Annotated in this window: 14 protein-coding genes; 6 read left to right on the top strand and 8 right to left on the bottom strand. The window is 56.6% G+C overall.

Annotated elements, in window-relative coordinates:
• Positions 1-223: 223 nt before the first annotated feature.
• Both ptsP and rppH read right to left on the bottom strand, forming a co-directional pair.
• Positions 224-2,470 (bottom strand): phosphoenolpyruvate--protein phosphotransferase, encoded by a 2,247-nt coding sequence (gene ptsP, locus ACLRGG_RS18825; RefSeq protein ID WP_416251194.1) that lies wholly within the window; start codon positions 2,468-2,470, stop codon positions 224-226.
• Between the two features lie 12 nt (positions 2,471-2,482).
• Positions 2,483-3,007 carry an RNA pyrophosphohydrolase gene (rppH, locus tag ACLRGG_RS18820; RefSeq protein WP_416251193.1) on the bottom strand — a complete coding sequence of 175 codons (525 nt, stop codon included), beginning with the start codon at positions 3,005-3,007 and terminating at the stop codon, positions 2,483-2,485.
• Between the two features lie 687 nt (positions 3,008-3,694).
• Between rppH and mutH the strand changes: the two genes are divergently transcribed.
• The 4 genes from mutH (at position 3,695) to ACLRGG_RS18800 (ending at position 6,747) form a co-directional block, all read left to right on the top strand.
• On the top strand, positions 3,695-4,381 hold the full coding sequence (gene mutH / locus ACLRGG_RS18815) for a DNA mismatch repair endonuclease MutH (RefSeq protein WP_416251192.1): 687 nt from the start codon (positions 3,695-3,697) through the stop codon (positions 4,379-4,381).
• Between the two features lie 58 nt (positions 4,382-4,439).
• On the top strand, positions 4,440-5,150 hold the full coding sequence (locus ACLRGG_RS18810) for a TerC family protein (RefSeq protein ID WP_416251191.1): 711 nt from the start codon (positions 4,440-4,442) through the stop codon (positions 5,148-5,150).
• Between the two features lie 153 nt (positions 5,151-5,303).
• Entirely contained in the window at positions 5,304-5,519 is a 216-nt protein-coding gene (locus tag ACLRGG_RS18805; RefSeq protein ID WP_416251190.1) for a YgdI/YgdR family lipoprotein, read from the top strand.
• A gap of 187 nt (positions 5,520-5,706) precedes the next feature.
• Complete coding sequence (locus ACLRGG_RS18800) at positions 5,707-6,747, top strand: NADP(H)-dependent aldo-keto reductase (protein ID WP_416251189.1); 1,041 nt, start codon at positions 5,707-5,709, stop codon at positions 6,745-6,747.
• 54 nt (positions 6,748-6,801) lie between these two features.
• Here ACLRGG_RS18800 and lplT read toward each other — a convergent pair whose 3' ends face one another.
• The 6 genes from lplT to ACLRGG_RS18770 all read right to left on the bottom strand — a co-directional run bounded on the left by lplT (position 6,802) and on the right by ACLRGG_RS18770 (position 19,352).
• Entirely contained in the window at positions 6,802-8,016 is a 1,215-nt protein-coding gene (gene lplT, locus ACLRGG_RS18795) for a lysophospholipid transporter LplT (protein ID WP_416251188.1), read from the bottom strand.
• Complete coding sequence (gene aas / locus ACLRGG_RS18790) at positions 8,009-10,168, bottom strand: bifunctional acyl-ACP--phospholipid O-acyltransferase/long-chain-fatty-acid--ACP ligase (protein ID WP_416251187.1); 2,160 nt, start codon at positions 10,166-10,168, stop codon at positions 8,009-8,011. The genes lplT and aas overlap by 8 nt, the downstream gene beginning before the upstream one ends.
• A 196-nt stretch (positions 10,169-10,364) precedes the next feature.
• Positions 10,365-11,753 carry an efflux transporter outer membrane subunit gene (locus ACLRGG_RS18785; protein ID WP_416251186.1) on the bottom strand — a complete coding sequence of 463 codons (1,389 nt, stop codon included), beginning with the start codon at positions 11,751-11,753 and terminating at the stop codon, positions 10,365-10,367.
• An 8-nt stretch (positions 11,754-11,761) separates the two neighbouring features.
• A complete protein-coding gene (locus ACLRGG_RS18780) occupies positions 11,762-14,860 on the bottom strand; it encodes a multidrug efflux RND transporter permease subunit (RefSeq protein ID WP_416251185.1) in 3,099 nt (1,032 codons plus the stop codon).
• The gene (locus tag ACLRGG_RS18775; RefSeq protein ID WP_416251184.1) at positions 14,857-18,036 is read right to left on the bottom strand and encodes an efflux RND transporter permease subunit; all 3,180 of its coding nucleotides are present in this window, start codon (positions 18,034-18,036) and stop codon (positions 14,857-14,859) included. Before ACLRGG_RS18775 ends, ACLRGG_RS18780 begins: the two co-directional genes overlap by 4 nt.
• Entirely contained in the window at positions 18,033-19,352 is a 1,320-nt protein-coding gene (locus ACLRGG_RS18770; protein ID WP_416251183.1) for an MdtA/MuxA family multidrug efflux RND transporter periplasmic adaptor subunit, read from the bottom strand. Before ACLRGG_RS18770 ends, ACLRGG_RS18775 begins: the two co-directional genes overlap by 4 nt.
• Positions 19,353-19,856: 504 nt before the next feature.
• On the opposite strand from ACLRGG_RS18770, the gene ACLRGG_RS21485 reads away from it, so the two are divergent.
• Together ACLRGG_RS21485 and ACLRGG_RS18760 are read left to right on the top strand one after the other, a co-directional pair.
• Positions 19,857-20,249 (top strand): YuaE family lipoprotein, encoded by a 393-nt coding sequence (locus ACLRGG_RS21485; RefSeq protein WP_503369202.1) that lies wholly within the window; start codon positions 19,857-19,859, stop codon positions 20,247-20,249.
• Between the two features lie 604 nt (positions 20,250-20,853).
• A partial coding sequence (locus tag ACLRGG_RS18760) for an Ig-like domain-containing protein (RefSeq protein WP_416251182.1) occupies positions 20,854-25,669 on the top strand: 4,816 nt, incomplete at its 3' end.

Below are 25,669 nucleotides of genomic sequence, written 5' to 3'. Positions count from 1 at the left end.
CTGACCAGCAGGCGACGGAATTAATCAACCAGTGCGCGCAGCGCTTTAAGGCGCGCATCATAGCACAGCCGTGATTATTGCGGTTTGTGGGAACTGTAAACTTTGTAAGCCGCTGGCCTCAAAGCACGTCGCCGGGACTTTTATGCAGACTTCTGCGAGCCAGCTCGTAGCCGCCTTATAACGACGGGTTTACGCTGCTTTACTGCTTCCGGTGGACAGCGCCCTAACGACCGCCACGGATCAGCCCGCCCAGACCGCCTCGCTCCATAAAAGCGGAGACCAGGTGACGGACATCTGCCGCCGTCGTGGCCTCCAGGCTCCGCCCGGCCAGCCTGCGGGCCTGCTCCAGGTCGATATGATTCAGCAGATATTTCACCCGCGCTACGTTGCGTCCGTTCATGCTGAGGTGATGATAACCCAGCCCCACCAGCAGCGTGACGCTCATCGGATCGCCCGCCATTTCACCGCACAGGCAGAGCTCAAGCCCCGCCCGTTCACACTCCGTCGCGATGGTCTGTAAGGCCCGCAATACCGCCGGATGCAGGCTGTCATACAGGCTGGCTACCCGCGTGTTGTTACGATCGACCGCCAGCAGATACTGCGTGAGATCGTTGGTCCCCACTGAGACGAAATCAACGCGCTGCGCCAGATGCCCGATCATAAAGATCATTGAGGGGACTTCAATCATCACGCCAATACGCGGTACCGGGATAGCGTATCCCAGCATCTCTTCAACCTCGCGCGCGGCGCGATCGATCAGTCGCCTGGCCTCTTCGATCTCATCAATACTGGTGATCATCGGCAACAAAATACTGAGATTATCGCTGGCGACGTTGGCCCGCAGCATTGCCCGGACCTGCACGAGGAAGATTTCCGGCTGATCCAGCGTCAGACGAATGCCGCGCCAGCCAAGACAGGGATTCTCTTCGCTGATCGGCATATAAGGGAGCTGCTTATCAGCCCCGATATCCAGGGTACGCAGCGTAACCGGCTTACTTAAAAATAGCTGTAGCATGCCCTGATACTGCGCCACCTGCTCCTCCTCCGACGGGAAGCCGTTTTGCAGCATAAAGGGAATTTCAGTGCGGTACAGCCCGACGCCATCCACCCAGCTGCCGAGCGACTTTTCATGCTCGGCACTCAGGCCCGCATTAAGCATCACCCTGACTCGTTCGCCACTTTTTAGCAGGGCAGGCTGCTCGACAACGTCTTCTGCCAGCTTGCTCAGCTCGTTCTCTTCGCTGATAAGCCGCTGGTATTCCTGCACCAGTACCGGTTCCGGATCCACCAGCAGCTCGCCACGATAGCCATCGACGATTAGCAGCCTGCCATTCAGCAATTCAGGCTGGATATCAGCGCCCATCACCGTAGGGATCCCCATAGCACGGACCATAATGGCCGCATGGGAGTTGGACGCGCCATCCCTGACCACTACGCCAGCCAGCCTGTCGTGCGGCAGCTCGGCCAGCGTGGTCGCGGTCAGCTCATCGGCCACCAGCACAAAGCGCTCAGGCCAGGTATTGGTGCCCTGAATGGTGTCATCAAGGTGAAAGACCAGCCGCTGCCCCAGCACGCGCAGATCGCCTGCACGCTCGCGCAGATAGCTGTCCTGCAGACTGGCAAACTGAGCAGCGAATTTTTCGATGACCTTTTTGACCGCCCATTCGGCGACCGAGCCGGCTTCGATCTCAGCAAAGAGATCCTTTTTCAGGCGGGCATCACTCAGCAGGTGAGAGTAGAGATCAAAGATCGCCGCGCTCTCTTTATGTACCCCCGCCGTAAAGCGTTTGCTGTAGCGACGGAATTCAGCTGAAGCCTCATCCATCGCCAGCGACAGACGCTCACGTTCGCGTTGCGCATCCAGCGTCGAGGCGGCAAAGATGTTATCCAGCGAGGGTTGCGTACTGTCCACCCACCCTTCGGCCACGGCGACGCCGGGTGAGGCGGCCAGCGCTTTAATGCGGGTTTGTCGGTATTGCCCAAACAGGGCATTTAGCTGCGACTGCGAAAGAATCGCGGCCATCTGCGTGGCGAGCGTCACCAGAAATGACTCTTCACTCTCGTCGAACTGTCGGTGCTCGCGCTGCTGGACCACCAGTACGCCAAGCAACTGACGACGGCTGATGATAGGAACGCCAAGAAACGAGCGGAAGCGCTCTTCTTTTACGGAAGGAACATATTTAAAGCTGGGGTGACTCTGCGCATCCGCCAGGTTAATCGGCTCGGCCAGCCGTCCGACCAGCCCGACGATCCCTTCGTCAAAGGCCAGCGCAACCGTACGACCACGCGGTTTTTTCAGCCCGCGGGTGGCCATCAGGTAATAGCAGCGTCGATCATGATCGGCCAGATAAACCGAACAGACCTCGATATCCATCGCCAGAGAGATTTCGTTGACCAGAATATCGAGCGCCTCGGTAAGCCGTGGGGCGCCCGCGACTTTTTCAACTATTTCGCGTAGCTGTGTGAGCATAATCCGGGTGGCCTAACCTCTCTTCCGTCGATAGAGCGCATTTCGCTGTACGGGGATCTCCTGTAACGGCATGACCACGCCGGAAAACTCCTTCATCACCCGGCGGTAGACGTCGCGTTTAAAGGAGACAACCTGGCGGACCGGATACCAGAAGCTGACCCACCGCCAGCCGTCGAACTCCGGCGTGCTGCTGGTCTGCATGTTGATGTCCGCGTCATTGCACATAAGCTGCAGTAGAAACCATTTCTGCTTCTGGCCGATACACACCGGCTTTGTGTCCCAACGCACCAAACGTTTTGGCAATTTGTATCGTAACCAGTTTCGGGTTGAGGCAAGGATGCGAACATCCTTACGATGCAGGCCAACCTCCTCAAAGAGTTCGCGGTACATGGCCTGTTCCGCCGTCTCGCCTGGGTTAATCCCCCCCTGCGGGAACTGCCAGGAGTGCTGGCCATAACGCCTGGCCCACAGCACCTGTCCCTGTTTGTTACAAATTACGATACCAACATTCGGGCGGTAGCCATCATCATCGATCACTGGACTACCTCAAACTAAAACTCGGATGTTCTGATTGTTTCATACTCCTTACAGGCGGTAAACCACTGCTTTGCACCCTGTACGGCGGCCTGAAAAGGGATAACTCAGACCGCGAAACAAAGTTATAAACAGAAATCGCTGATTTTGGCCGATCTTATTCACCTTTTCTGTGGATAGCTTTGTGCAGAACTCATTTACCGTTTGGGGAAAACTTTCTGAAGCCCTGTAAAGCGGCTGGGATGAAATGACATTAACCCCTTAACGTGCATAGGATTTATCTGCATATAACGAGGGTTCCAGGGGAGATCAAACTGCGCACAGCTTAGAAAGATCGTTGGCTGGTGAAAGATCGAGCACTGGATTTTTTATCCACAGGTTATGCTGCTATCCCAGGCATAAATTGCCTGAAATATGGCAAAAGTGCCGCCGTCAAGGCTGTAAATCGAAACAGTGTTAAGGTAAATCACGAGTTATCCCATTTTTCTGTGGATAACAGGGGGTGAGATCCTGTTCATTGTGGCGGACAACCGGGGCATAAGATCCTGCCGTGCTGACATTCCCCCGTTTTACAAAGATAAAAAAGCATGGTTTATCATGCTATTATTATTGTTTTCCGCAGCCCGGAAACAAACTTTTATTGCGGCAGAAAAGAGTGCTGTTTTTTTGAACAACAACCGGGAGTTATTCATGTCCCCTGATTTCATCCCCCTGTCCCCGCCAGAAAATGAAGACCTGCTGCTCGAACGCGCCAGCAATCTGGCAGGCTATACGCTGGGTGAACTGGCGCAGAGGGCCGGGCTGCCCATTCCGCAGAATTTAAAAAAAGATAAAGGCTGGGTTGGGATGCTGCTGGAAATCTATCTGGGGGCGAGCGCGGGCAGTAAACCCCAGCAGGATTTTCCTGAGATTGGCGTAGAGTTGAAATCGATCCCGATTGATGCGCGGGGCCGTCCGCTGGAAACCACTTTCGTCTGTGTCGCTCCCCTTACGGGCAATAGCGGCGTGGTGTGGCACACCAGCCATGTGCGTCATAAGCTGGCGAGAGTGCTGTGGGTGCCGGTTGAAGGTGAGCGCGCCATCCCGCTGGCGCAGCGCCGGGTTGGTGCACCGCTACTGTGGAGCCCGGATCGGGAAGAAGAAGCTCAGCTTCAGCGGGACTGGGAAGAGCTGATGGATATGATTGTACTGGGTCAGGTTGAACGGATTACCGCCCGGCACGGCGAGGTATTGCAGATCCGCCCTAAGGCGGCTAACAGTAAGGCACTTACCGAAGGCATCGGTGAAAACGGTCAACCGATTGCGACTCTGCCGCGCGGTTTTTATCTGAAGAAAAACTTTACGGCTTCTCTGCTCGCCCGCCATTTTTTGCTTTAGCTTAGCGTACTGATGCGTATACTCCTCGTTTAACTTTCGTTTAGGATAACACGTCTGTATGTTTGAATGGATTGCAGACCCGAACGCCTGGCTGGCACTGGGTACGCTGACGATTTTGGAGATCGTCCTCGGCATTGATAATATTATTTTCCTCACTCTGGTTGTGGCTAAGCTTCCTAAAAACCAACAAAATGCCGCACGCCGCACCGGTTTAGCCGGCGCCATGCTAATGCGCCTTGCCCTGCTCGCCTCCATCGCCTGGATTACGCGCCTGACGACGCCGCTATTTACCCTGGTGGAGCACCCTTTTTCCGCACGCGATCTGATCCTCTTCTCGGGTGGGCTTTTTTTGCTGTGGAAATCAGGTAAAGAGATCTACGACACCATTGAAGGCAGCGATGAAACGCATGAAACCCCGGTTCACTCTTTTACAGGCGCCATCGTGCAGATCGTGCTGCTGGATATTATTTTCAGCCTGGACTCAGTCATTACCGCGGTCGGGTTATCCGATCATTTGATTATTATGATGGCGGCTGTGGTTATTGCGGTGGGGGTCATGATGTTTGCAGCGAAATCCATTGGTGAATTTGTTGAACGGCATCCCTCGATCAAAATCCTGGCGCTGGCCTTCCTTATTTTAGTGGGCTTCACCCTGATCCTCGAAAGCGTTGAGCTGCATGTGCCAAAAGGCTATATCTATTTCGCGATGTTTTTCTCAATGGTCGTGGAGTGCCTTAACCTGATGCGCGCTAAACGCAGCGCGCCCTGAATTCAACGGGTTAACGCGGGTGGGTACGGGGATTTTAACCATAAAGTCAATGGCGGACTGTGCTCGCCACGAATTTTCAGAGTGATACGGTTACCTTTTATCATTTTATGCGCTATTACTACTGCTCCAGTCACAGGCTTACGGGAGCGGAGAATGAAATATATGTTTGGCGCGGCGGCGCTGATGCTGGCCTTGCTGGTCAGCGGGTGCAGCAGCGATTACGTGATGGCAACCAGGGATGGCAAGATGATTATGACCCAGGGTAAGCCTGAGATTGATAAAGAGACCGGCCTGGTGAAATATACCGATCGATCCGGCCACGAATTACAAATCAACGGTGACGAGGTTTCCTCCATCGTTGAGCGATGAGTGAATTACCGCCACCTGTTTATCTTTACCGGTGGCGCTGGAAACATTTCCCGATTAATCCCCCCTTCCCCCTGCTGCGCCCGACGGTTATAGTCAGGTGCCGGATCGTAACGCGCAGCCTTGTGTCAGCATCCGCAGCGCGATGTTCAGGTTCAGCTTTTAATAATGAAAAAAAGGAAGCCGGCAAATGCACTATCACCGTATCCCCCACAGCAGCCTGGAAGTCAGTACTCTGGGACTGGGCACCATGACGTTTGGTGAGCAAAATAGCGAAGCCGATGCGCACGCGCAGCTCGATTTAGCCGTACAGTCCGGTATCAACCTGATTGATACCGCCGAGATGTATCCGGTGCCGCCCCGCCCTGAAACGCAGGGATTAACCGAAAAATATATTGGCAGCTGGCTGAAAGCGCGCGGCAACCGCGACAGGATCGTACTGGCTTCCAAGGTGGCCGGCCCGGTTCGCGGTGCCGATGCCTCTATCCGCCCCCAGCAGGCGTTGGATCGTAAGAATATCCGTGAAGCGCTGGACGCCAGCCTCAAACGTCTCAATACCGATTATCTCGATCTTTATCAGCTGCACTGGCCCCAGCGCCAGACCAATTTCTTTGGCAAGCTGAACTACGAGTACAGCGATAACACGGCACCCGTAACGCTGCTGGAGACGCTCGAAGCCCTTAATGAGCAGGTCCGCGCAGGAAAAATTCGCTATATCGGCGTTTCGAATGAAACGCCCTGGGGCGTGATGCGCTATTTGCAGCTGGCTGAAAAGCACGAGCTGCCGCGCATTGTCAGCATCCAGAACCCCTACAGCCTGCTGAACCGCAGCTTTGAACTGGGTCTGGCGGAAATCAGCCAGCACGAAGGGGTAGAGCTGCTGGCTTACTCAAGCCTGGCCTTTGGTACGCTGAGTGGAAAATACCTCAACGGTGCGAAACCGGCGGGCGCGCGTAACACCCTGTTCAGCCGCTTTACGCGCTACAGTGGCGAGCAGGCAGAGCTGGCGATTGCCGACTATGTCGCGCTGGCTAACAAGCACGGCCTGGATCCCGCTAAAATGGCGCTGGCTTTCGTCCGCCAGCAGCCCTTTGTGGCCAGTACCCTGCTGGGCGCGACCACGCTGGAGCAGCTACAGATCAATATTGACAGCTATGCGCTGACGCTGGATGAAGAAGTATTAGAGGGGCTGGAAGCGATTCACCGTCGTTACACCTACCCGGCGCCATAAGCCGAACTGGGTGGCAAAGCGTAACGGGTGACGCAGGCGCGTCACCCGTTACGATTACAGGTCAGGCGTTCTGGCCTTTTTTTGCGCCAGATGCCAGCCCCACAGCACCGCCATTGACAGGGCAAACAGCGCGCCGAAACCCACGCCGGTAGTGACCGGTGGCGCACCCAGCTTAATCGCCAGCGTATAGAGCGCCAGCATAAGCAGCATGGCGCTGTTTTCACCGAGATTCTGCACCGCAATCGCATTGCCTGCGCCCACGCTGGCCTTACCGCGCATTTGCAGCAGCGCGTTAAGCGGCACGACAAAGAATCCTCCCAGCACGCCAATCAGGATAAGCAGCAGATACGCCCCCACCTCTGCATGCTGCAGTGAGAAAAACACCACCGCCACGCCGATCAGTACGCCCGCAGGCATACAGCGTCCCACCGTCTTCAGCGTAACCAGCTTCGCCGCTGCCGCCGCACCGAACACAATGCCGATGGCGACCATGGCATTCAGCAGCGTAGGCGTTTTGTTGTCGGTAATGCCCAGCGCCACCGGTACCCACAGTACCAGCAGGAAGCGCAGCGTAACGCCCGCGCCCCAGAACAGGCTGGTACCCACCAGCGAGAAGCGGGTTTCGCCGTCGCGCCACAGTGTCCGGCAGGCGCTGAAAAAGGAGGCCGACATTTGACCCGGATGCCACGGCTGGCCCGGACGCGCCACCGCCAGTTTGGGGATCATGACGTTGGCCGCCACGGCCAGTCCATAAGCCACCACGCAGGCCAGCAGCGCCGCGATGAGGTGCCAGTCCGCCAGTACGCCTCCGGCAATGGAACCCAGCAGAATAGCGGCAATGGTTGATGACTCCATCAGGCCATTGGCTTTTACCAGCGTCTCGCCGTTGGTCAGCTCGCCCAGGATGCCATACTTGGCTGGGGAGTAGGCCGCCGCGCCCACGCCAACCAGGCTGTAGCCAATAAAGGGGTTAAAGCCAAAGCAGATAACCAGTGCGCCCAGTAGCTTGAGGGCATTGGAAAACATCATCACCCGCCCCTTAGCAAAGCTGTCCGCTACCTGCCCAACAAAAGGCGCGAGAAGGATGTAGGTTGCGACAAACACCATCTGCAATACCGGCTGGCTCCAGTCGGGATAGACCTGCTGCTTAAGCACCGCCAGGGTGGCAAACAGCAGGGCGTTATCGCCAAATGCCGACAGAAACTGCGCGGCAATCACCGCCAGCATTCCCCGGGAAAACAGACCCTCGCTGCGGATGCCGTCACTCATCACCGCTCTCCGCCTGCTCAGCCATGCTGCGTAATGTGACAAAATCCGGCTTGCCGCTGCCGAGCGCGGGGAGCTGTTTCAGATAGCGGATATCGCGAGGAACCGCCAGCTCAGGGCTGCCCAGTTCGCGGGCCGCACGTTGCAGCTGCTCCCGGTTCAGTTCCGCATCGGTGGTAAACAGCACCAGCGCCTCACCGCGGCTGCCATCCGGGCGCAGCGAAGCGGCATGCTGTTTTTCTGCCGAGGCTTTCAGCGCTATCTGTTCAACCATTTCCAGCGAAACCATCTCCCCGGCGATTTTAGCAAAGCGTTTCACCCTGCCCTGAATCTGACAGAAGCCATGATCGTCAAAGCTGACGATATCGCCGGTGTCATACCAGCCCGGCTCCATCTTCCCTTCCCCGTTATCGGCCTGCGGCGCTTCCAGTACGCCGGGCGCCTCCCCCCGCAGATAGCCCTTCATAATGTTCGGGCCGCGCAGCTGAAGCAGGCCGCCCTGCTCAATGCCCGGTACGGCGATCAGGCGCGAGTCCATTCCCGGCAGAATACGGCCCACGGTGTGATTTTTGGCGGCCATCGGCACGTTGATGGCTACCACCGGCGCGCACTCCGTTACGCCGTAGCCCTCCAGAATGCGGATGCCAAACTTGTCCATCCACGTCTGACGCGTCGTCTCCTGCAATTTTTCAGCACCGGCCACCACGTAGCGCAGGCGGGCAAAATCGTAGGGATTGGCGAAGCGGGCATAGTTGCCAAGGAAGGTTGAGGTGCCGAACAGGACGGTACAGTTCCGGTCATAGACCAGCTCCGGCACGATACGGTAATGTAGCGGACTGGGGTAAAGAAAGACCTGCGCACCGGTCATCAGCGGCGTGAATAACCCTACCGTCAGACCAAAGGCATGAAACAACGGCAGGGCCGACATAAACTTGTCGCGCGGGGTAAAATCCGCCACGGTGCGGATCTGTTCGACGTTCGCCAGCAGGCTTTTATGCGAATGCACCACGCCTTTCGGATTGCCTTCGGAGCCGGAGGTAAACAGCACCATCGCCGCATCCTCTGGCTGCTGTTCAACCGCGGCGAGGCGTGGCATCAGCAGGTGCCCGAGGATCCACAGCTTGTCCTGGGTGGTGATCGTATCCTTCAGATCTTCCAGAAATATCCATCGCGCCTGGGTGACCTGTTCAGGCAGATGCCACAGCCTGCCCTTATCAAGGAACTGCCTGGAGGTGAAAACGGTTTTTACCCCTGATGCCTTCAGGGCGCTGCTGAGCCCGTTTACACCGGCGGTATAGTTCAGCATCGCCGGTATACGGCCGCGCATTGACGCGCCTAAAATTGCCGCTGCCGCCACCGTCGCGTTGGGCAGCAGCAGGCCGATATATTCTCCCGGCGCGCTGTAGCGCTCCAGTATGCGCCCCACGCCAAGTGACTTTTTCAGCAGCCCGGTGTAGCTGTCTGCCGTGAAGTTAACGTCTTCAATGCAGGGTTTGAACAGGCCGTATCGCGTACGGGCGGCAAGGAAAGCCTCATACAGCGTCTCGCGCGGACGGACCGCCATACGGGCTTCCATCATGATGTGCTGGAGATGTTCGCCCGCCAGCTTGCGGCGATCCCGCGCCCTGGGTGCCTCCGGCATCGGAATATGGGTCGCTGGTAGCAGCGTCAGACTGATGCGCGGGAACAGGCGGCGCTTAAACACGCCCGCCAGGCGCCCAAAGGGGGTGTACTCGGCCCCCTCAATACGCAGGGGAACCAGGGTGGCCTGGGTTTTTGCGGCCACAAAACCCGCACCCTCGTAGATTTTCATCAGCGAGCCGGTTACCGTGATGCGCCCTTCGGGGAAGATCACTACTGGCCGCCCCTGGTTGATGGTTTTCACCAGCTGTTTGATGGACATCGGCTTAGTGGGATCCATCGGGACGAAATCAATAAACTTACGCAGCGCGCGCATATACCACTGTTCGCTGACCGAGGAATAGACGGCAAAAACGGGTTTTACCGGCAGAAAAACAGCCAGCAGAATGCCATCCAGAAAAGACATATGGTTAGGAACGATCAGAACTTTTTCTTTATACAGACCCGACGTATCGCCGCTTAAGCGCGTGCGGAAGCAGAGTCTGAACAATAGGCGGAAAAAAGTGAAAAGCATGCCAACTCCTTAGCATAAAAAAGTTGGCTACAACCATGCAGGATACAGCGGCACAACTCAATGCAGGTTAAGGATAAATGTGCAATTTTGCGAGTAATGCTGTGAACATTAAGGCCACCTTCCCCCGGTAAGGCTAAGTTAATTCGACAGGCAGCACTAAATCAGTCCTTTCTGGGTAAAGATAACCCGAGTGGCCTTATTGAAATCCCTCTCTTTTATCCTGCCAGCCGCCGCCCAGCGCGACAATCAGCTGTACGCTGGCAACCCACTGCGTGCTTTGCAGCGACAGCAGGCTCTGCTGCTGGCTGAGGCTGGTGTTTTCGGTAGTGGCGACGTCCAGATAATCGATCATGCCCGCCTGATACTGATTGCGCGTAACCCGGGCAGATTCCTTCGCCGCGTCGCTGGCGCGCTGCTGCGCCTGCACCTCATCCTGGAGCGTACTCAGCTCAACCAGATAGTTTTCAACCTCCTGGAAACCCTGCAACACCGCCTGGCGATAGCTGGCGACATCTGCATCCCAGGCGGCTTTCGCCTGTTCTACCCGCGAGGAGGTGGCGCCAAAGTCCAGCAGCGTGCCGCTCAGCTCCGGCCCCAGCGACCAGACGCGATTCGGCAGCGACAGCAGATGCTGAAAGGTGCTGCTGGAAAATCCGCCGCTGGCGCTTAAGGTCAGATCGGGATAGTAGCCAGCGATTGCCACGCCAACCGCGGCGTTCGCGGCGGCGACGTTGCGTTCGGCATAGGCAATATCGGGACGTCGCTGCAGCAGCTCCGAGGGGATGGCGGAGGGAATGGCGGGCAGCGTCGCCGTAAGCGGTGCCGCTGGCAGGCTGAACGCCGCCGGGGTGGTGCCGATAAGCATGGCGATGGCATGTTCGGTCTGGGCGCGCTGCCAGCTCAGATCCAACGCCGATGCCCGGGCGCTTTCAAGCTGAGTCTGCGCCTGAGCCAGTGTCGCACGTGATTCAGTGCCCGCCTGGTATTTATTATTGATGATCGTCAGGTAGCGCTGATAAGCGTCAATACTCTGCTGATAGAGCGCAATCTGGCTGTCCATAATCCGCAGCTGGAAATAATCCTGCGCCAGTTCCGACTGGGCGCTGAGGGTGATATTCGCCAGCTCCGCCGCGCTGGCCTGCGCGCTGGCTTTGTTCTCTTCCAGCGTGCGCCTCAGCTTGCCCCATATATCCAGTTCCCAGCTGGCGCTGGCTTCCAGAGAATGGCTGTCACTGACGCTGCGCTGCCCGCCGCTGACGCTGCGCGTGGAGTTGCCGGTGCCGCTCACCGAGGGAAAGAGATCGGAACGGGATTCAGACACCAGCGCTTTCGCCTGGCGATACTGCGCTTCGTACTGCGCCACGTTCTGGTTTGAGATGGATACCTGGCGCAGCAGGCCGGAGAGGATGGGATCATGATAGACCGACCACCATTCGCCCTTGCTTTGCGCGTCCTGCGGCGTGGCCTCTTTCCAGCCCCTGGCCTCTTTATACTGGCTGGGTACATTTACTGCGGGCCGGTGGTAATCAGGCCCTACGGCGCAGCCGCTCAGCAGCAGCGCCACTATTACCGGAGTGAGTTTCATAAATACGTTTATTCCGCAGGGCGCAGACGGGCCCACTGTCGCTTAGTGGCACGGCTGGCGCGATCGAGGTAAAGGTACACCACCGGGGTGGTGAAGAGAGTTAACAGCTGGCTCAGGGCCAGGCCACCGGCAATAGCCAGCCCAAGCGGGCTGCGCAGATCGGCATCACCGCCGCTGCCGAGCGCCAGGGGTAGCGCACCGAAAAAGGCCGCCAGGGTGGTCATCATAATCGGGCGGAAACGCATCAGGCAGGCCTGGGTAATCGCCTGCTGCGGCGACATCCCCTGATTGCGTTCGGCGGCCAGCGCAAAGTCGATCATCATAATGGCGTTCTTTTTCACAATGCCGATCAGCAGCAGAATGCCGATCAGTGCAATAACCGTCAGCTGGGTGTTGGTCAGCAGCAGCAGCAGCAGCGCACCCACGCCCGCGGAGGGCAGCGTTGAGAGAATGGTCAGCGGATGGATATAGCTTTCATACAGCATCCCCAGCACAATATAGACCGCTGCCAGCGCCGCGAGTATCAGCCAGGGCATTGATGCTGAGAGGTCGGCAAAGGCTTTCGCCGTCCCCTGGAAACCGGCCTGAATGTTATCTGGCAGGGCGATATTTATCATCGCCGCTTTGATCAGCGCCTGGGCCTGCTCCAGCGAGACGCCATCCGCAAGGTTGAAGGCAAGGGTGCTGGTGGCTGATTGCCCCTGATGCGCCACCGACAGAGGCGCATTGGCTCCGCTAAAGCTGGCAAAAGCGGAGAGCGGGATCTGCTGGCCCTTATCATTCACCACGTACAGTTTGTTCAGCATATCCGGATCGCGCGTGTAGGCATCCTGCAACGACATAATCACGTGGTACTGATTAAGCGTCTTATACAGGGTGGCGACCTGACGCTGCGAGAAAGCGTTGTTTAACAGCGTATCCAGCATGCTGACATCGACCCCCAGCCGCGTGGCGCGATCGCGATCGATATTGATCATCACTTCCTGACCGCCGGTCTGCGAGTCAGAATCCACGCTGGTAAGCTGGGGGATGGCTTCAAGCGCGGCTTTAACCTTTGGCGTCCAGATGCGCAGGGTGTCCAGATCGTCCGCCTGCAGGCTGTACTGGTAAGAGGCATTGGCGCTGCGTCCGCCTATATGGATATCCTGCGCAGCCATCAAAAACAGCTCCACGCCGGGAATGTTGCGGGTTTTACCGCTCAGTCGGTTCGCCACCTCGGTAGCCGTGGCTTTGCGCTGGTCGGGATCCTTTAAACGAACGAAGAAGCTGGCGGTGTTACGCGAACCAAACGCCCCGCTGCCCATAGAAGACATCACCCCGTCCACCGCCGGATCCTGCTGGATCAGTTTAGCGAAGGCCTGGAGCTTTGGCTTCATCGCCTGGAATGAGACGTTCTGATCGGCCCGCAGCATGCCCATCAGCAGCCCGGTATCCTGATTAGGGAAAAATCCTTTCTGCACCACGGAGTAGAGAAAAAGGTTGAGTATAACGGTCAGGATCAGGCTAAACAGGGTCAGCCGCTGATGGCGCATCACCCAGTTCAGCGCCGCGGCATAGGCGGCCAGCAGCCGGTTAAGCCCACGTTCGATCCACTGAAACAGCGGATGCGGCCGCACGGTGACCTTTGGCTTTTTCTTCAACAGCCGCGAGCAGAGCATCGGCGTCAGGCTGAGCGAGACCAGCATCGAGATAATCAGCGAAACGGTCAGCGTGACGGCGAACTCCCGGAACAGACGTCCCACGATGCTGCCCATTAGCAGGATCGGAATAAATACCGCCACCAGCGACAGCGTCATCGCCAGCACGGTAAAGCTCACTTCATGCGCGCCCTTGATTGCGGCGCGGACCGGACTCAGCCCTTCTTCGATATAGCGGGTAATGTTCTCCAGTACCACGATAGCATCATCAACCACAAAGCCGGTGGCGATAATCAGCGCCATCAGCGACAGGTTATCCAGGCTGTATCCCAGCAGATACATCACCGCGCAGGTGCCAATTAGCGACACCGGCAGCGCCAGCGCCGGGATCAGCACCGCCTGCACGTTACGCAGAAAAACGAACACCACGCCGATCACCAGCAGTACCGCCACCAGCAGCGTCTCCTCGGTGTCGTAAAGCGAGGCGCGAATGTTTGGCCCGCGATCCAGCACAATTTTAAGCGTCACATCGGCAGGCAGATCCTTTTGCAGCGCCGGGAGCTGGGCTTTGATCGCATCAATGGTTTCCAGCATATTCGCCCCGGCCTGGCGCGTCACCCCAATCATCACCGACGGCGACTGGTTGAAGTAGCCGACGTTGTATTTGTCCTCCACGGCGTCGTATACCGTCGCGACATCACGCAGTCGCACCGCCCTGCCGTCCTGATAGCTGATCACCAGATTAGCGTATTGCCGGGCCTTATCGAGCTGACCGTTGCTGTCGACGACCCACGACTGTCGTTCGCCCTGCAGGATCCCCTTAGGGAGATGGGTAGTGCTGTTGGCAATGGCTTTGCGTACCGTATCCAGCGACAGGCCAAAATGGGTCAGCTGCTGCGGCTGAAGATCGATGCGCACCGCGGGCAGCGCGCTGCCCATCAGCGAAACGTCACCAACCCCTTGTACCTGGGCGATCTTCTGATCGATTTTGCTGTCGGCAATATCGTACAGCTCACCGTTCGATCGGGTCGATGACGTCAATGCCAGCATCACAATGGGCGCATCGGAGGGATTCGCCTTTCGATAGGTCGGCAGCGAAGCCATGCTGCTGGGCAGCAGACTCCGGGAGGCGTTGATCGCCGCCTGGACATCACGCGCCGCGCCGTTAATGTCGCGCGACAGCTCGAACTGCAAAATAATGTTGCTTGAGCCCTGTGAACTGCTGGAGGTCATCTCGGATATCCCGGCGATTTGCCCCAGCGAGCGCTCCAGCGGCGTGGCTACGGTGGCCGCCATCGTCTCCGGGCTGGCCCCGGCCAGTTTGGCGCTGACCATAATGGTGGGGAAGTCCACCTGCGGCAGCGGCGCGACGGGCAGCAGACGATAGCCCAGTGCGCCAAGCAGCAGCAGCGCCAGGGTCAGCAGCAGCGTCGCCACTGGCCGGAAGATAAACAGGCGGGTGATATTCATCCGCGATCGATCACTTTGCGCATCTGACGACGTCCCCGCGCGGCCATGCGATCAAACCACAGATAGATAACCGGCGTGGAGAACAGCGTCAGCACCTGGCTGAAAATCAGGCCGCCGACGATCACCAGCCCCAGAGGCTGACGGAGTTCAGCGCCGGAACCCGATGACAGCATCAGCGGCAGCGCGCCGATCAGCGCCGCCATGGTGGTCATCAAAATGGGCCGGAAGCGCAGCAGACAGGCCTGGTGGATCGCCTCGCGCGGGCTGAGGTGCTGGTGCTTCTCGGCGTCCAGCGCAAAGTCGATCATCATGATCGCATTCTTTTTAACAATGCCAATCAGCAGAATTACCCCGATAAGGGCAATCAGGCTGAATTCGGTTCCCGCCAGCAGCAGCGTCAGTAGCGCCCCCACTGCGGCCGAGGGCAGCGTTGACAGAATCGTTACCGGATGAATAAAACTCTCATAGAGGATGCCGAGCACCACATACATGGTCATCAGCGCCGCAAGGATCAGCCATAGCGTATTACTGGTGGCGCTCTGGAACGCCGCCGTTTCGCCCTGATAACGCAGCGTAATGCTCGACGGTAGCGCAAGGCTGTGGGTGGTCTCAGCGATCGCTTTCTGCGCATCCTCCAGCGAGTAGCCCTTATTGAGGTTGAAGGAGATCGTCACCGCGGGGAACTGATCGATCCGCATATGCACCAGCGACCCGGTACGCTGATGAATGGTGGCGACGGAGGTCAGCCTGACCATGCCCGCGCTGCTGCCGGATGACGTCGTACTGTCCGACGTGGAGGGGGTACTGGTGCCCGACCCACTGGTGCCCGAAGAGGATGTGCTGCTGCTCGATGTCGCCAGCCAGATATCGTTCAGGGAGGCCGGCGACTGCTGAAACTCAGGCGCAGCTTCCAGGACCACCCGGTACTGGTTTGACTGAGTAAAAATGGTGGAAACCAGTCGCTGACCGAAGGCGTTATACAGCGCGGTATCCACATCGGCGGCGGTAATGCCAAAGCGCGCTGCGGCATCACGATTCAGTTCAACGTATGCTACCTGCCCCTGATCCTGTAGATTGCTCACCACCGAGCTGAACGCGGGCTGCTGCTGTAGCGCAGCAACCAGCTTCGGTGACCATTTCACCAAATTTTCACTGTCGACATCATCCAGTGAGAACTGATACTGATCCGGCGTAACCTGATCGTTAACGGTCAGATCCTGCGAGCCCTGCATATGCAGCTGGATACCCGGCACGCTGCGGGTTGCCTGCGCCAGCTCGGCTATCACCTTATCGGCGCGCTCATCACGGTCATCAAACGACTTCAGGTTGATCTGTAGCCGTCCGCTGTTAAGGCTGGTATTGGTGCCGTCAATGCCGATGGTGGAGGTCAGACTGTCTACCGCCGGATTCTTCAGCACTATTTCCGCCAGCTGCTGCTGACGTTTCGCCATTTCCCCAAATGAGACATCCTGCGAGGCGATAGTCACACCCTGAATGAGGCCGGTATCCTGTGAAGGAAAAAAGCCTTTCGGGATGACAAGGTAAAGCAGCGCGGTAAACACCAGCGTGGCCAGTGCGGCCAGCAGCGTGAGCCGCTGGTGATTAAGCACGATGGTTAACAGGCGATCGTATCCGGCGATCAGTCGGTCAAAGAGTTGTCCGCCCTTGCGATAAAAGCGGCTTTGACGCTCTTCCGGTATGTGGCGCAGCAGGAAGGCGCAAAGCATCGGCGTAAGCGTAAGCGAAACGACCATAGATACCAGGATCGAGACCGCGAGGGTAATGGCAAATTCACGGAACAGCCGCCCCACCACATCGCCCATAAACAGCAGCGGGATCAGCACGGCAATTAATGAAAACGTCAGGGAGATAATGGTGAAACCGATCTGCGCCGAACCTTTCAGCGCCGCTTCCCTGGGCGTTTCGCCCTGCTCCAGCCGCCGGGAAATATTCTCAACCACTACGATAGCGTCATCAATAACAAAGCCGGTGGCGATAGTCAGCGCCATCAGCGAAAGGTTATTCAGGCTGAAGTCGGCCAGATACATTATGCCAAAGGTGCCGACCAGCGACAGCGGCACCGCTACGCCTGGAATAAGGGTGGCCGCCACGTTGCGCAGAAAGAGGAAAGTGACCATCACCACCAGGGCAATCGACAGCATCAGCTCAAACTGCACGTCGTGGATAGAGGCGCGGATAGTCTGGGTGCGATCAGAAAGTACCTGGACTTTGACACCGTCCGGCAGGGCGGCCTGAAGCGCAGGCAGCTGCGCTTTGATGGCGTCAACTACCGAGATAACGTTGGCTCCCGGCTGGCGCTGTACGCTGATTACAATGCCTGGACTATTATTTGCCCAGGCTGACTGGAAGGTGTTCTCCGGTGCCTCTTCAATGTGCGCAATATCATGCAGCCTTAGCGCCGCGCCGTTCTGCCAGGTGAGGATCAGATTGCCATACTCTTTTGCCGTACGGAGCTGATCGTTAGCGTCAATGGTGACCGAATGATACTGGCCGTCAAAGCCGCCTTTTGAACCGTTTACGTTGCTGTTGGCGATCAGGGTATTGACGTCTTCCAGCGTCAGGCCGTGCGCCGCCAGCGCGTTGGGATCGACCCTGACCCGAATAGCAGGCTGATGCCCACCCGCCAGCGTGACCATACCCACCCCTGAAATCTGCGACAGCTTAAGGGCAATGCGCGTATTGACCAGATCCTGCACTTTAATCAGCGGCAGTGTGTCAGAGGTGGCCGCCAGGGTAATGACGGCGGTGTCCGCCGGGTTAACCTTTTTATAGGTCGGCGGATTAGGCAGATCGCTGGGCAGCAGGTTATTCGCCGCGTTTATCGCCGCCTGCACTTCCTGCTCGGCCACGTCCAGCTTGAGGTCGAGAGAGAATTTTAGCGTAATCACCGACGAACCGCTGGCGCTGCTGGAGGTCATCTGACTCAGACCAGCCATCTCACCCAGCTGACGTTCGAGTGGCGCAGTAACCGACGACGCCATCACGTCCGGGCTGGCCCCGGGGTAGAGTGTCGTCACCTGAATAGTGGGATAATCCACCTGCGGTAGCGCAGAGGTAGAGAGATAACGGTAGGCAAAAAGGCCAGAAACCAGCACGCCCACCATCAGCAAAATCGTGGCGACCGGACGCTCTATAAAGATGCGTGAAGGATTCATTTCTCCTTCCCGGTCCCGCTGGCGGCCTGGGTATTTTTGCCCGGCACTGCCTGAGTCGCGCTGCCTCCGGCAGCGTTCATATTATCAGCGGGCGCGGCGGGCGCATCGCCAGCGGCATTCATGCCAGCGGCGGTAATAATCGAAACCTTGCTGCCGCTGCTAAGGCGGTCGATGCCTTCGGTGACGACGCGGTCACCGGCTGCCAGTCCGCTAAGGACCGCCTGCTGCGTATCCCCCAGCGCGGGCCCGGTCTGGACCGCCTTCCTCGTTACGGTGTGGTCTTTATTAATCAGCCAGACAAAGCTGCCGTCGCTGCTAAGCTGTAGCGCCTGTGCCGGGATCACCACCGCCTGCTTAAGCGTCCCGACTTGCAATCGCAGGTTGACAAACTGGTTGGGGTAGAGCACCTCATCCTGATTCGCAAACAGCGCTTTCATCTCAACGCTGCCGGTACTGGTGTCTATCTGATTGCTGATAAAGCGTACGCTTCCCTGCGCCAGCGCGGTGCTGCCATCCTGATCAAACGCGGTGGCCGCAAGGCTTTTATCATTATGCAGCGCCTTTAACAGCGTCGGTATATTGTTCTGCGGCACGCTAAAGGTGACGGCAGCAGGCTGGGTCTGGGTAACGGTGACAATGCCGGTGGTGTCCGAACTGTGAACCATATTGCCCGCATCCACCAGTCGCAAACCTACGCGCCCCGAGATGGGCGAGGTGATGCGTGCAAAATCAATATTCAGTTTTGCCGCTGCAATCTGCGCCTGGTCAGCCTTAATGACGCCGCTGTACTGGCCGACGGTGGCTATCTGGCTGTCCAGATCCTGACGTGAGAGTGAATCCTGCGCAAACAGCTTACGATAACGGGCCAGCGTCAGCTCTGCACTTTTAAGCAGAGCCTGATTTTGATTAAGATCGCCCTGATACTGGGCCAGTGTCGCCTGGTAGCTGCGCGGATCGATCTGCGCCAGCAGCTGCCCTGCCTCAACTTTCTGCCCTTCGGTAAAAAACACATGCGTCAGCTGTCCGTCAACCCGACTGGTCACGGTCACCGTCGCATTGGGGATCACCGTGCCCAGCGCAGTCAGATAGATCGGCACATCCGCCGTCGTAACGTCACCTGCATGAACAGGTGTGGTCAACCCGTGCCGCATCCCTGGCCCACCAGGACCACCCGGTCCCTGCATCTGTGCTTCCCCCCCCCTGGAACCGGCAGCAGGCCAGAAATGCCACACCAGCAGCGCGATAAGAACAACCAGGATCGTAAAAATAATTTTTCTACGTCGGGATAATGAAAATTTAATAGTCGTCTGGGTCATGAGGCTCAGTAGAGTCAACCAAAGTGAGGTATTTAACGGAAGCTGCGTGCCGCCACCAGTATCAGGCAGGCCAACCTGGCCCACTGCCATTATGGGTTATTAATAAGAATAATTTCTATCTTCAACGGGTAAGAATTTCGTAAGGAAGTCTGGCAATGCATTGTTTATCCCTTTGCCACTGCGTGACTAAGCGTAGTGGGTAAACGGCGATGCCGCACCCTGACTGGTCGCAGCCCGCTAAATATCATTACAGCTAAATTTTGCAAAACTTTTCATTATACAACATTTCTGAGAGAAGTAATGCATCTTACGCCTTGACCCTATGAGAGGAAATAGTGCAGTTATAGGCATTTAACGATAAGAACAAACACTTTCCAGTCTCAGAGTCTCACCCTGTAGAATGATCGTATCAAAAACAGACACCCCTCTAGATCTTACATATCAGCAGAGTCGTAATAATAGCAGCGACTTTTAATTAATTTCTTTTAATCAGGATGACGAGAAATGATAAACAGGAAAGCATTATTAATACTTCTTACGTCTGTTTTAGTCACATCGTGTAGTAGCGTAGATACGAAACCTAATACGGTAAAAGCTGAGCTTTCACCTACAAATAAAGTAATTAAAGCAGAAAAAATTGAGGGCAGGCAGTGCGTGGATAATTTCGATCTTCTTAAGAGTCTCAACTATGAGGCCTTTACGATGTATCGGAAACAGTTCGACGCCATCAATGCTTCTCACTCCTATTACAAAAAGAATGAAAATCTGTTAGAGCAGGATCCACGCGAGCTTATGACGCTGACGCTGAATGACAAACTTAACCTTATTTGCGATCGCGTTAAAAGCCAGACGTTTGTTGAAATTAGAAAAAAGATGCTGGCGGTAAGTAAGATCTGACCGCCCTTTTTGAAACGATTTACGACAGGATAACACTTTATCTCAAAAGAGTGTTATCCCGTTGCCGTTTGGTCCAGTGAGAAGTCACACTTTATTCATGGAATGAGTAATAGTCATAATGGAAATGAACAGATTTTTCAGACCCATGGTTTATTTTGTCATATTTAATCATCTCATCCTGACCGCTAGTATGCCTGCTAATGCTGTCATCACTGCATTTGACTCTCTGGACCAACAGGTTCTTGAACTCAGAAAAGGCGATATCGGGAGCGCTTCTGTGACGCTGGAGGGAGCATCCTCACTGCCTGACGCAAAGGTGGATAAGTCTGCCCAACCAGGAGCAGGAAAGGTTCAGATTTATTCGGCACCCGAGGCAGAGCCAGCAAAAAAAGGTGAGGCCTGGTTTTTATCCCCGCAGTTCGCGCTGCCAGCAAAAACCGAAAAAAAAAGCCCGGCTAAGCCGTCTCAGTCAGACAAAGTCCCGGTTGATAACGCTCTGTCAGGTATAGTCAATTCGCTACCGTCTTTAGGGGGAACGCAGGCTGAGGCTGAGCCTGCCCCTGTCCCTGTCCCTGACGCCAGTACCGCAGAGGAGGACCCGAGAATGCCTCCCTCACTGACCGGTATCAGGAGCCTGTGGCAGGTTCTGGGTGCTGACAGCCGCGCGCAGGCAGGTATTAATATGATATCCGGCATCGGCAGTGGCCTGGCGGATAATGCACTGCGTGACTGGCTGGGTCAGAGCAGCAACAGTAAATTTCAGTTCAGCAGTAACGGGACAGGCAGTGCAGATATCCTGCTTCCTCTCTGGGAGGGGACAAATAATCTGCTATTCAGCCAAATCGGCATCAGACGTAATAGTGAGAGAACAACCTATAATGTCGGCAGTGGCCTGCGTCATTTTATAGACGACGGCTGGATGCTGGGTATTAATGGATTCTGGGATTACGATCTTACGGGTGATAATTCTCGCCTGGGCCTTGGCATCGAGGGATGGGCCGATTATCTTAAGCTTTCTGCTAACGGTTATTTCCGTCTGACACAATGGCATCAGTCTCCTCTGGGCGTAATGGAGGATTATGATGAGCGCCCGGCAAATGGATTCGACGTTAATGCTCAGGCATGGTTGCCCGCTTATCCTCAGTTGGGTGGCGCGCTGAAATATGAAAAATACTTTGGGAAAGGCGTTATTCTCAATGACTCGACCAGTGTATCATCCTTAAAAGATTCCCCCTCAGCCATAACAACGGAAATTAATTATACCCCATTCCCTCTGCTGACGCTGAGTGCTGGCCACAAGGCGGGCACGATTTCAGAGAACTACGCCAGTATTGCGTTCAGTTACAGAACGGGCGTGTCATTGCGGGATCAGATCGATCCCAGAACGGTCGGGATCATGCGTAGTCTTTCCGGCAGTCGTTATGATTTTGTCGATCGTAATTACAATATTGTTATGCAATATCGTAAACAGGACCTTATTGCCTTCTCCCTTCCCGCGTCGGTGACCGGGGAAGCGATGACCACATTATCCATTGATGCCAGCGTCAGAGCGAAATATGGTTTAAAAGATATTCACTGGGAAGCGCCGGAATTAATCAGCGCAGGTGGAAAAATTCAGAAGACTTCGCCAACTTCACTTTCCGTTACTCTTCCTGCCTATTTGGGTGAAGGGAACAACGGCTGGCGGGTCACGGCTATCGCGACCGATACCCATGGCAATGCCGCCCCACAGCAGGAAACGCTGATAAATGTTATTCGTTCCAGTAATACTGTTCATTTAACCGAAATGCCTGCCGGAAGTATTGTCGCCAACGGTATTGATGAAGGAAAGGCTACAGCATTATTAACCGATAAAGCCGGCGCCCCGCTCAGTAATATGACGGTGAAATTTACCCTGTCCGGTCCTTCTGAAAAGTGCATCATTAATGACGCGGCGACCTGCGAAGCCACGCTTAGCTCCAATAGCGCAGGGGAAGTCTCCGTTCGTTTTCGCAGTACGACAGCAGGTAATTATCAGCTTCTGGCCGCAATGGAAAATGGCAACAGCGATAGCAAGACGGTCAGTTTTATTGGCGACGTCACTACCGCGAAGATCGACTCACTGGCGGTGGTCAAAGATAATGCCGTCGCCGATGGTGTTGCTACGGATATCCTGCGCGTCACCGTTGTGGATGCCTATGACAACCGACTGGCTGACCAGCCCGTCGCCCTCAGAGCTGATATGAGACTGGTGCTGCCTGCCAAAAGCGTCACCACCGGCAGCGAGGGTACCGCTGATATCGCCGTCACCAGTACTACAGCTACCTCCGCAGACGTTACTGCCACTCTTGGTACCTCGACCGCGAATGCGACCCTTACCTTCATCGCTGACCGCAGTACGGCACGGATCAACATGCTCCAGGTCGTCAATAATAATGCCATCGCCAATGGCCTTGCCACAGGCTCCCTGCGGGTGATCGTCCATGATGCCCACGGCAACTCGGTTGCCGGTCAGGAGGTTGCGCTTCAGGCGGCAAAAGGCCTCAAACTTACCGCAGCCAGCGTGACTACGGGCATCGACGGTAGCGCTATCATCACCGCCACCAGCCGCGTCGCGACGACAATGAGTATTACCGCCTCCGTCGGCGCATCGTCGGCAAGCGCAGACCTGACCTTTATGGGTGACACCAGCACCGCCCAGGTTAGCGCACTGACCGTTCTCAACGATAATGCTATCGCTGATGGCCTCGACACTGTGGATCTCCAGGTTACCGTAACGGATGCCTGGGGCAACCCCCTTGCCGAACAGGTCGTTACGCCTGAAGCCGTCAACGATCTTAAACTGAGCGATACTCGCGTTATCACCGGCATTGACGGGCTGGCTACCTTTTCCGTTACCAGTCAGGTGGCAGCCGCTGCGCACGTCAGTGCCAGCCTCGGCGGTACATCGGCTCAGGCTACCGTTCACTTCATTGCTGATGCCCGTACGGCCCGAATAGACTCACTGGAAGTGCTGACCAATAATTCTGTCGCTGACGGTAACATCCGCAACGCACTGCGCGTTATCGTCAACGACGCGTACGGTAACAGACTTGCCGGGCAGAAGGTCGACCTGCACAGTGATAAACGTCTGATTTTTGGGGCTGACAGCGTCATTACCGGCAGCGAGGGCAGTGCCATCATCACCGCAACCAGTTTGACTGCGGCAACCTATGAAATCACCGCCTCCCTTGCTGATTCCACCGCTAACGCGTCCATCACGTTTATCGCCGACACGCGCACTGCAAGGATCAGTGAGCTTTTGGTCAGCTCCGATAATGCCGTCGCCAACGGTACGGCTACTAATATTTTACAGGTGCTGGTTAACGACGTTATGGGTAACGCGCTCGCTAATATGAAAGTGCAGCTAACCGCGGAGAATGGCGTGAGTTTGAGTAACCGGGTGGTTACCACCGGCGTTGACGGCCGAGCCACCTTTACCGCCACCAGCCGTATCGCGTCGGCTTTCACTATTGCCGCCAGCCTTGGCGAATCCTCAGAAAATGCCAGTGCTACAGTTCACTTCGTCGCCGATAGCAGTACCGCCCATGTCACTGCCCTGACGGTGACTGCCGATAATGTGGTGGCTGACGGCGTGGCCCGGGCGGCACTGCGCGTTACCGTGCAGGACAAAAATGGCAACCCGGTACCCAATCAGTCTGTCGCACTCAGCGCAGACACCGGACTGATACTGCAGGCATCGGACATCACAACCGGTAGTGACGGTACAGCCACTTTTACCACCACCAGCACCGTCGCTGCTGGCTTAAACGTGACCGCCAGCGTCGGTGAATCAAGCCTCAGCACCAAAGTGAATTTTATCGCCGATGCCTCCACTGCCGAGATCACGGCCCTGGCGGTGACCACCGACAATGTGGTCGCTAACGGTGCGGCGAAGGCTGCCCTAAAAATTACCGTCAGGGATAAAAATGGTAACCCGCTGGCCGGTCAGAAAGTCAGCCTGAACGCCGATAAGCCCCTGACACTCAGCGCCGATACCGTTATAACTGGCAGTGACGGCACAGCCATTTTTACCGCGACCAGCACTACCGCGACCACCTCTAACATCAGGGCCACGCTGGGTGAGTCCGTGCGCAACGCCTCCGTAACCTTTATCGGTGACGTCACGACCGCCCAGATCACAGCCCTGATGGTCACCACCGATAACGTGGTAGCTGACGGTGCGGCGAAAGCCGCCCTGCACGTAACCGTACAGGATAAACATGGCAACCTGCTGGCCGATCAGAAGATTAGCCTGAGCGCCGATAAGGCGCTGACGCTCAGCGCTGCTACCGTAACCACGGCGAAGGACGGTACCGCCACCTTCACCGCCACCAGTACTACCGCAGCCACCTTCCCTGTCAGGGCCGCACTCGGTGATTCCGTACGTAATGCGAACGTGTCCTTTATCGGGGACATCACAACCGCCCACGTAAGCGCGCTGAAGGTCACGACCAATAATGCCGTGGCTAATGGCATGGCGACAGCTGCCCTGCGCGTTACCGTACAGGACAAACATGGCAATCTACTGGCCGATCAGAAAGTGGCCCTGACCGCCGCCGAAAAAGGCGTTACACTCAGCGCTGCCGGTGTCACCACGGCGAAGGACGGTACCGCCACCTTTACCGCTACCAGCACCACGGCGGCTACCTACAGCATCAGCGCCGGGCTGGGTGATTCGTCACAAAGCGCCAGGGTAACCTTTATCGCTGATGCCAGTACCGCCGGGATCAGCGACCTGACGGTTACCACCGATAACGTGCTGGCCAACGGTACGGCCAAAGCTCAACTGAGCGTCACCGTAAAGGACCAGCACGGCAACCTGCTGGCCAATCAGAAGGTGACCCTGAGCACCGCTGATAAAGGCGTCACGCTCAGCACGACCAGCGTCACCACCGGGAAGGATGGCACCGCCACCTTTGCCGCCACCAGCACCACCGCGGCCGCTTATGACGTCAGCGCGACCCTCGGTAACTCGTCCAGAACCGCGACCGTGACCTTTATCGCCGATGCCAGTACCGCTGGGATCAGCGACCTGACGGTCACAACCGATAACGTGCTGGCCAACGGTAAGGCCAGGGCTCAACTCAGCGTCACCGTAAAGGACCAGCACGGCAACCCGCTGGCCGATCAGAAGGTTACCCTTACCGCCAAAGATAGCGGCATCACGCTCAGTGCTGCCAGCGTCACCACCACAAAGGACGGCACTGCCACCTTTACCGCCACCAGCACGCTTGCTGCGGCCCAGGAGGTCAGCGCAACTCTCGGTAACTCGTCCAGAACCGCGATCGTGACCTTTATCGCCGATGTCAGTACCGCGCAGGTCAGCGATCTGAAGGTCACCACCGATAACGTGGTCGCCAACGGCACGGCCAGGGCAGCCCTGCGCGTCACCGTACAGG

This window comes from Erwinia sp. PPS120 (assembly GCF_047918655.1).
In the GTDB taxonomy this organism is placed as follows: Bacteria; Pseudomonadota; Gammaproteobacteria; order Enterobacterales; family Enterobacteriaceae; genus Erwinia; species Erwinia tasmaniensis_A.
The sequence above is the reverse complement of the archived record's forward strand: the minus strand, read 5'-3'. Positions and strand labels throughout refer to the sequence as shown.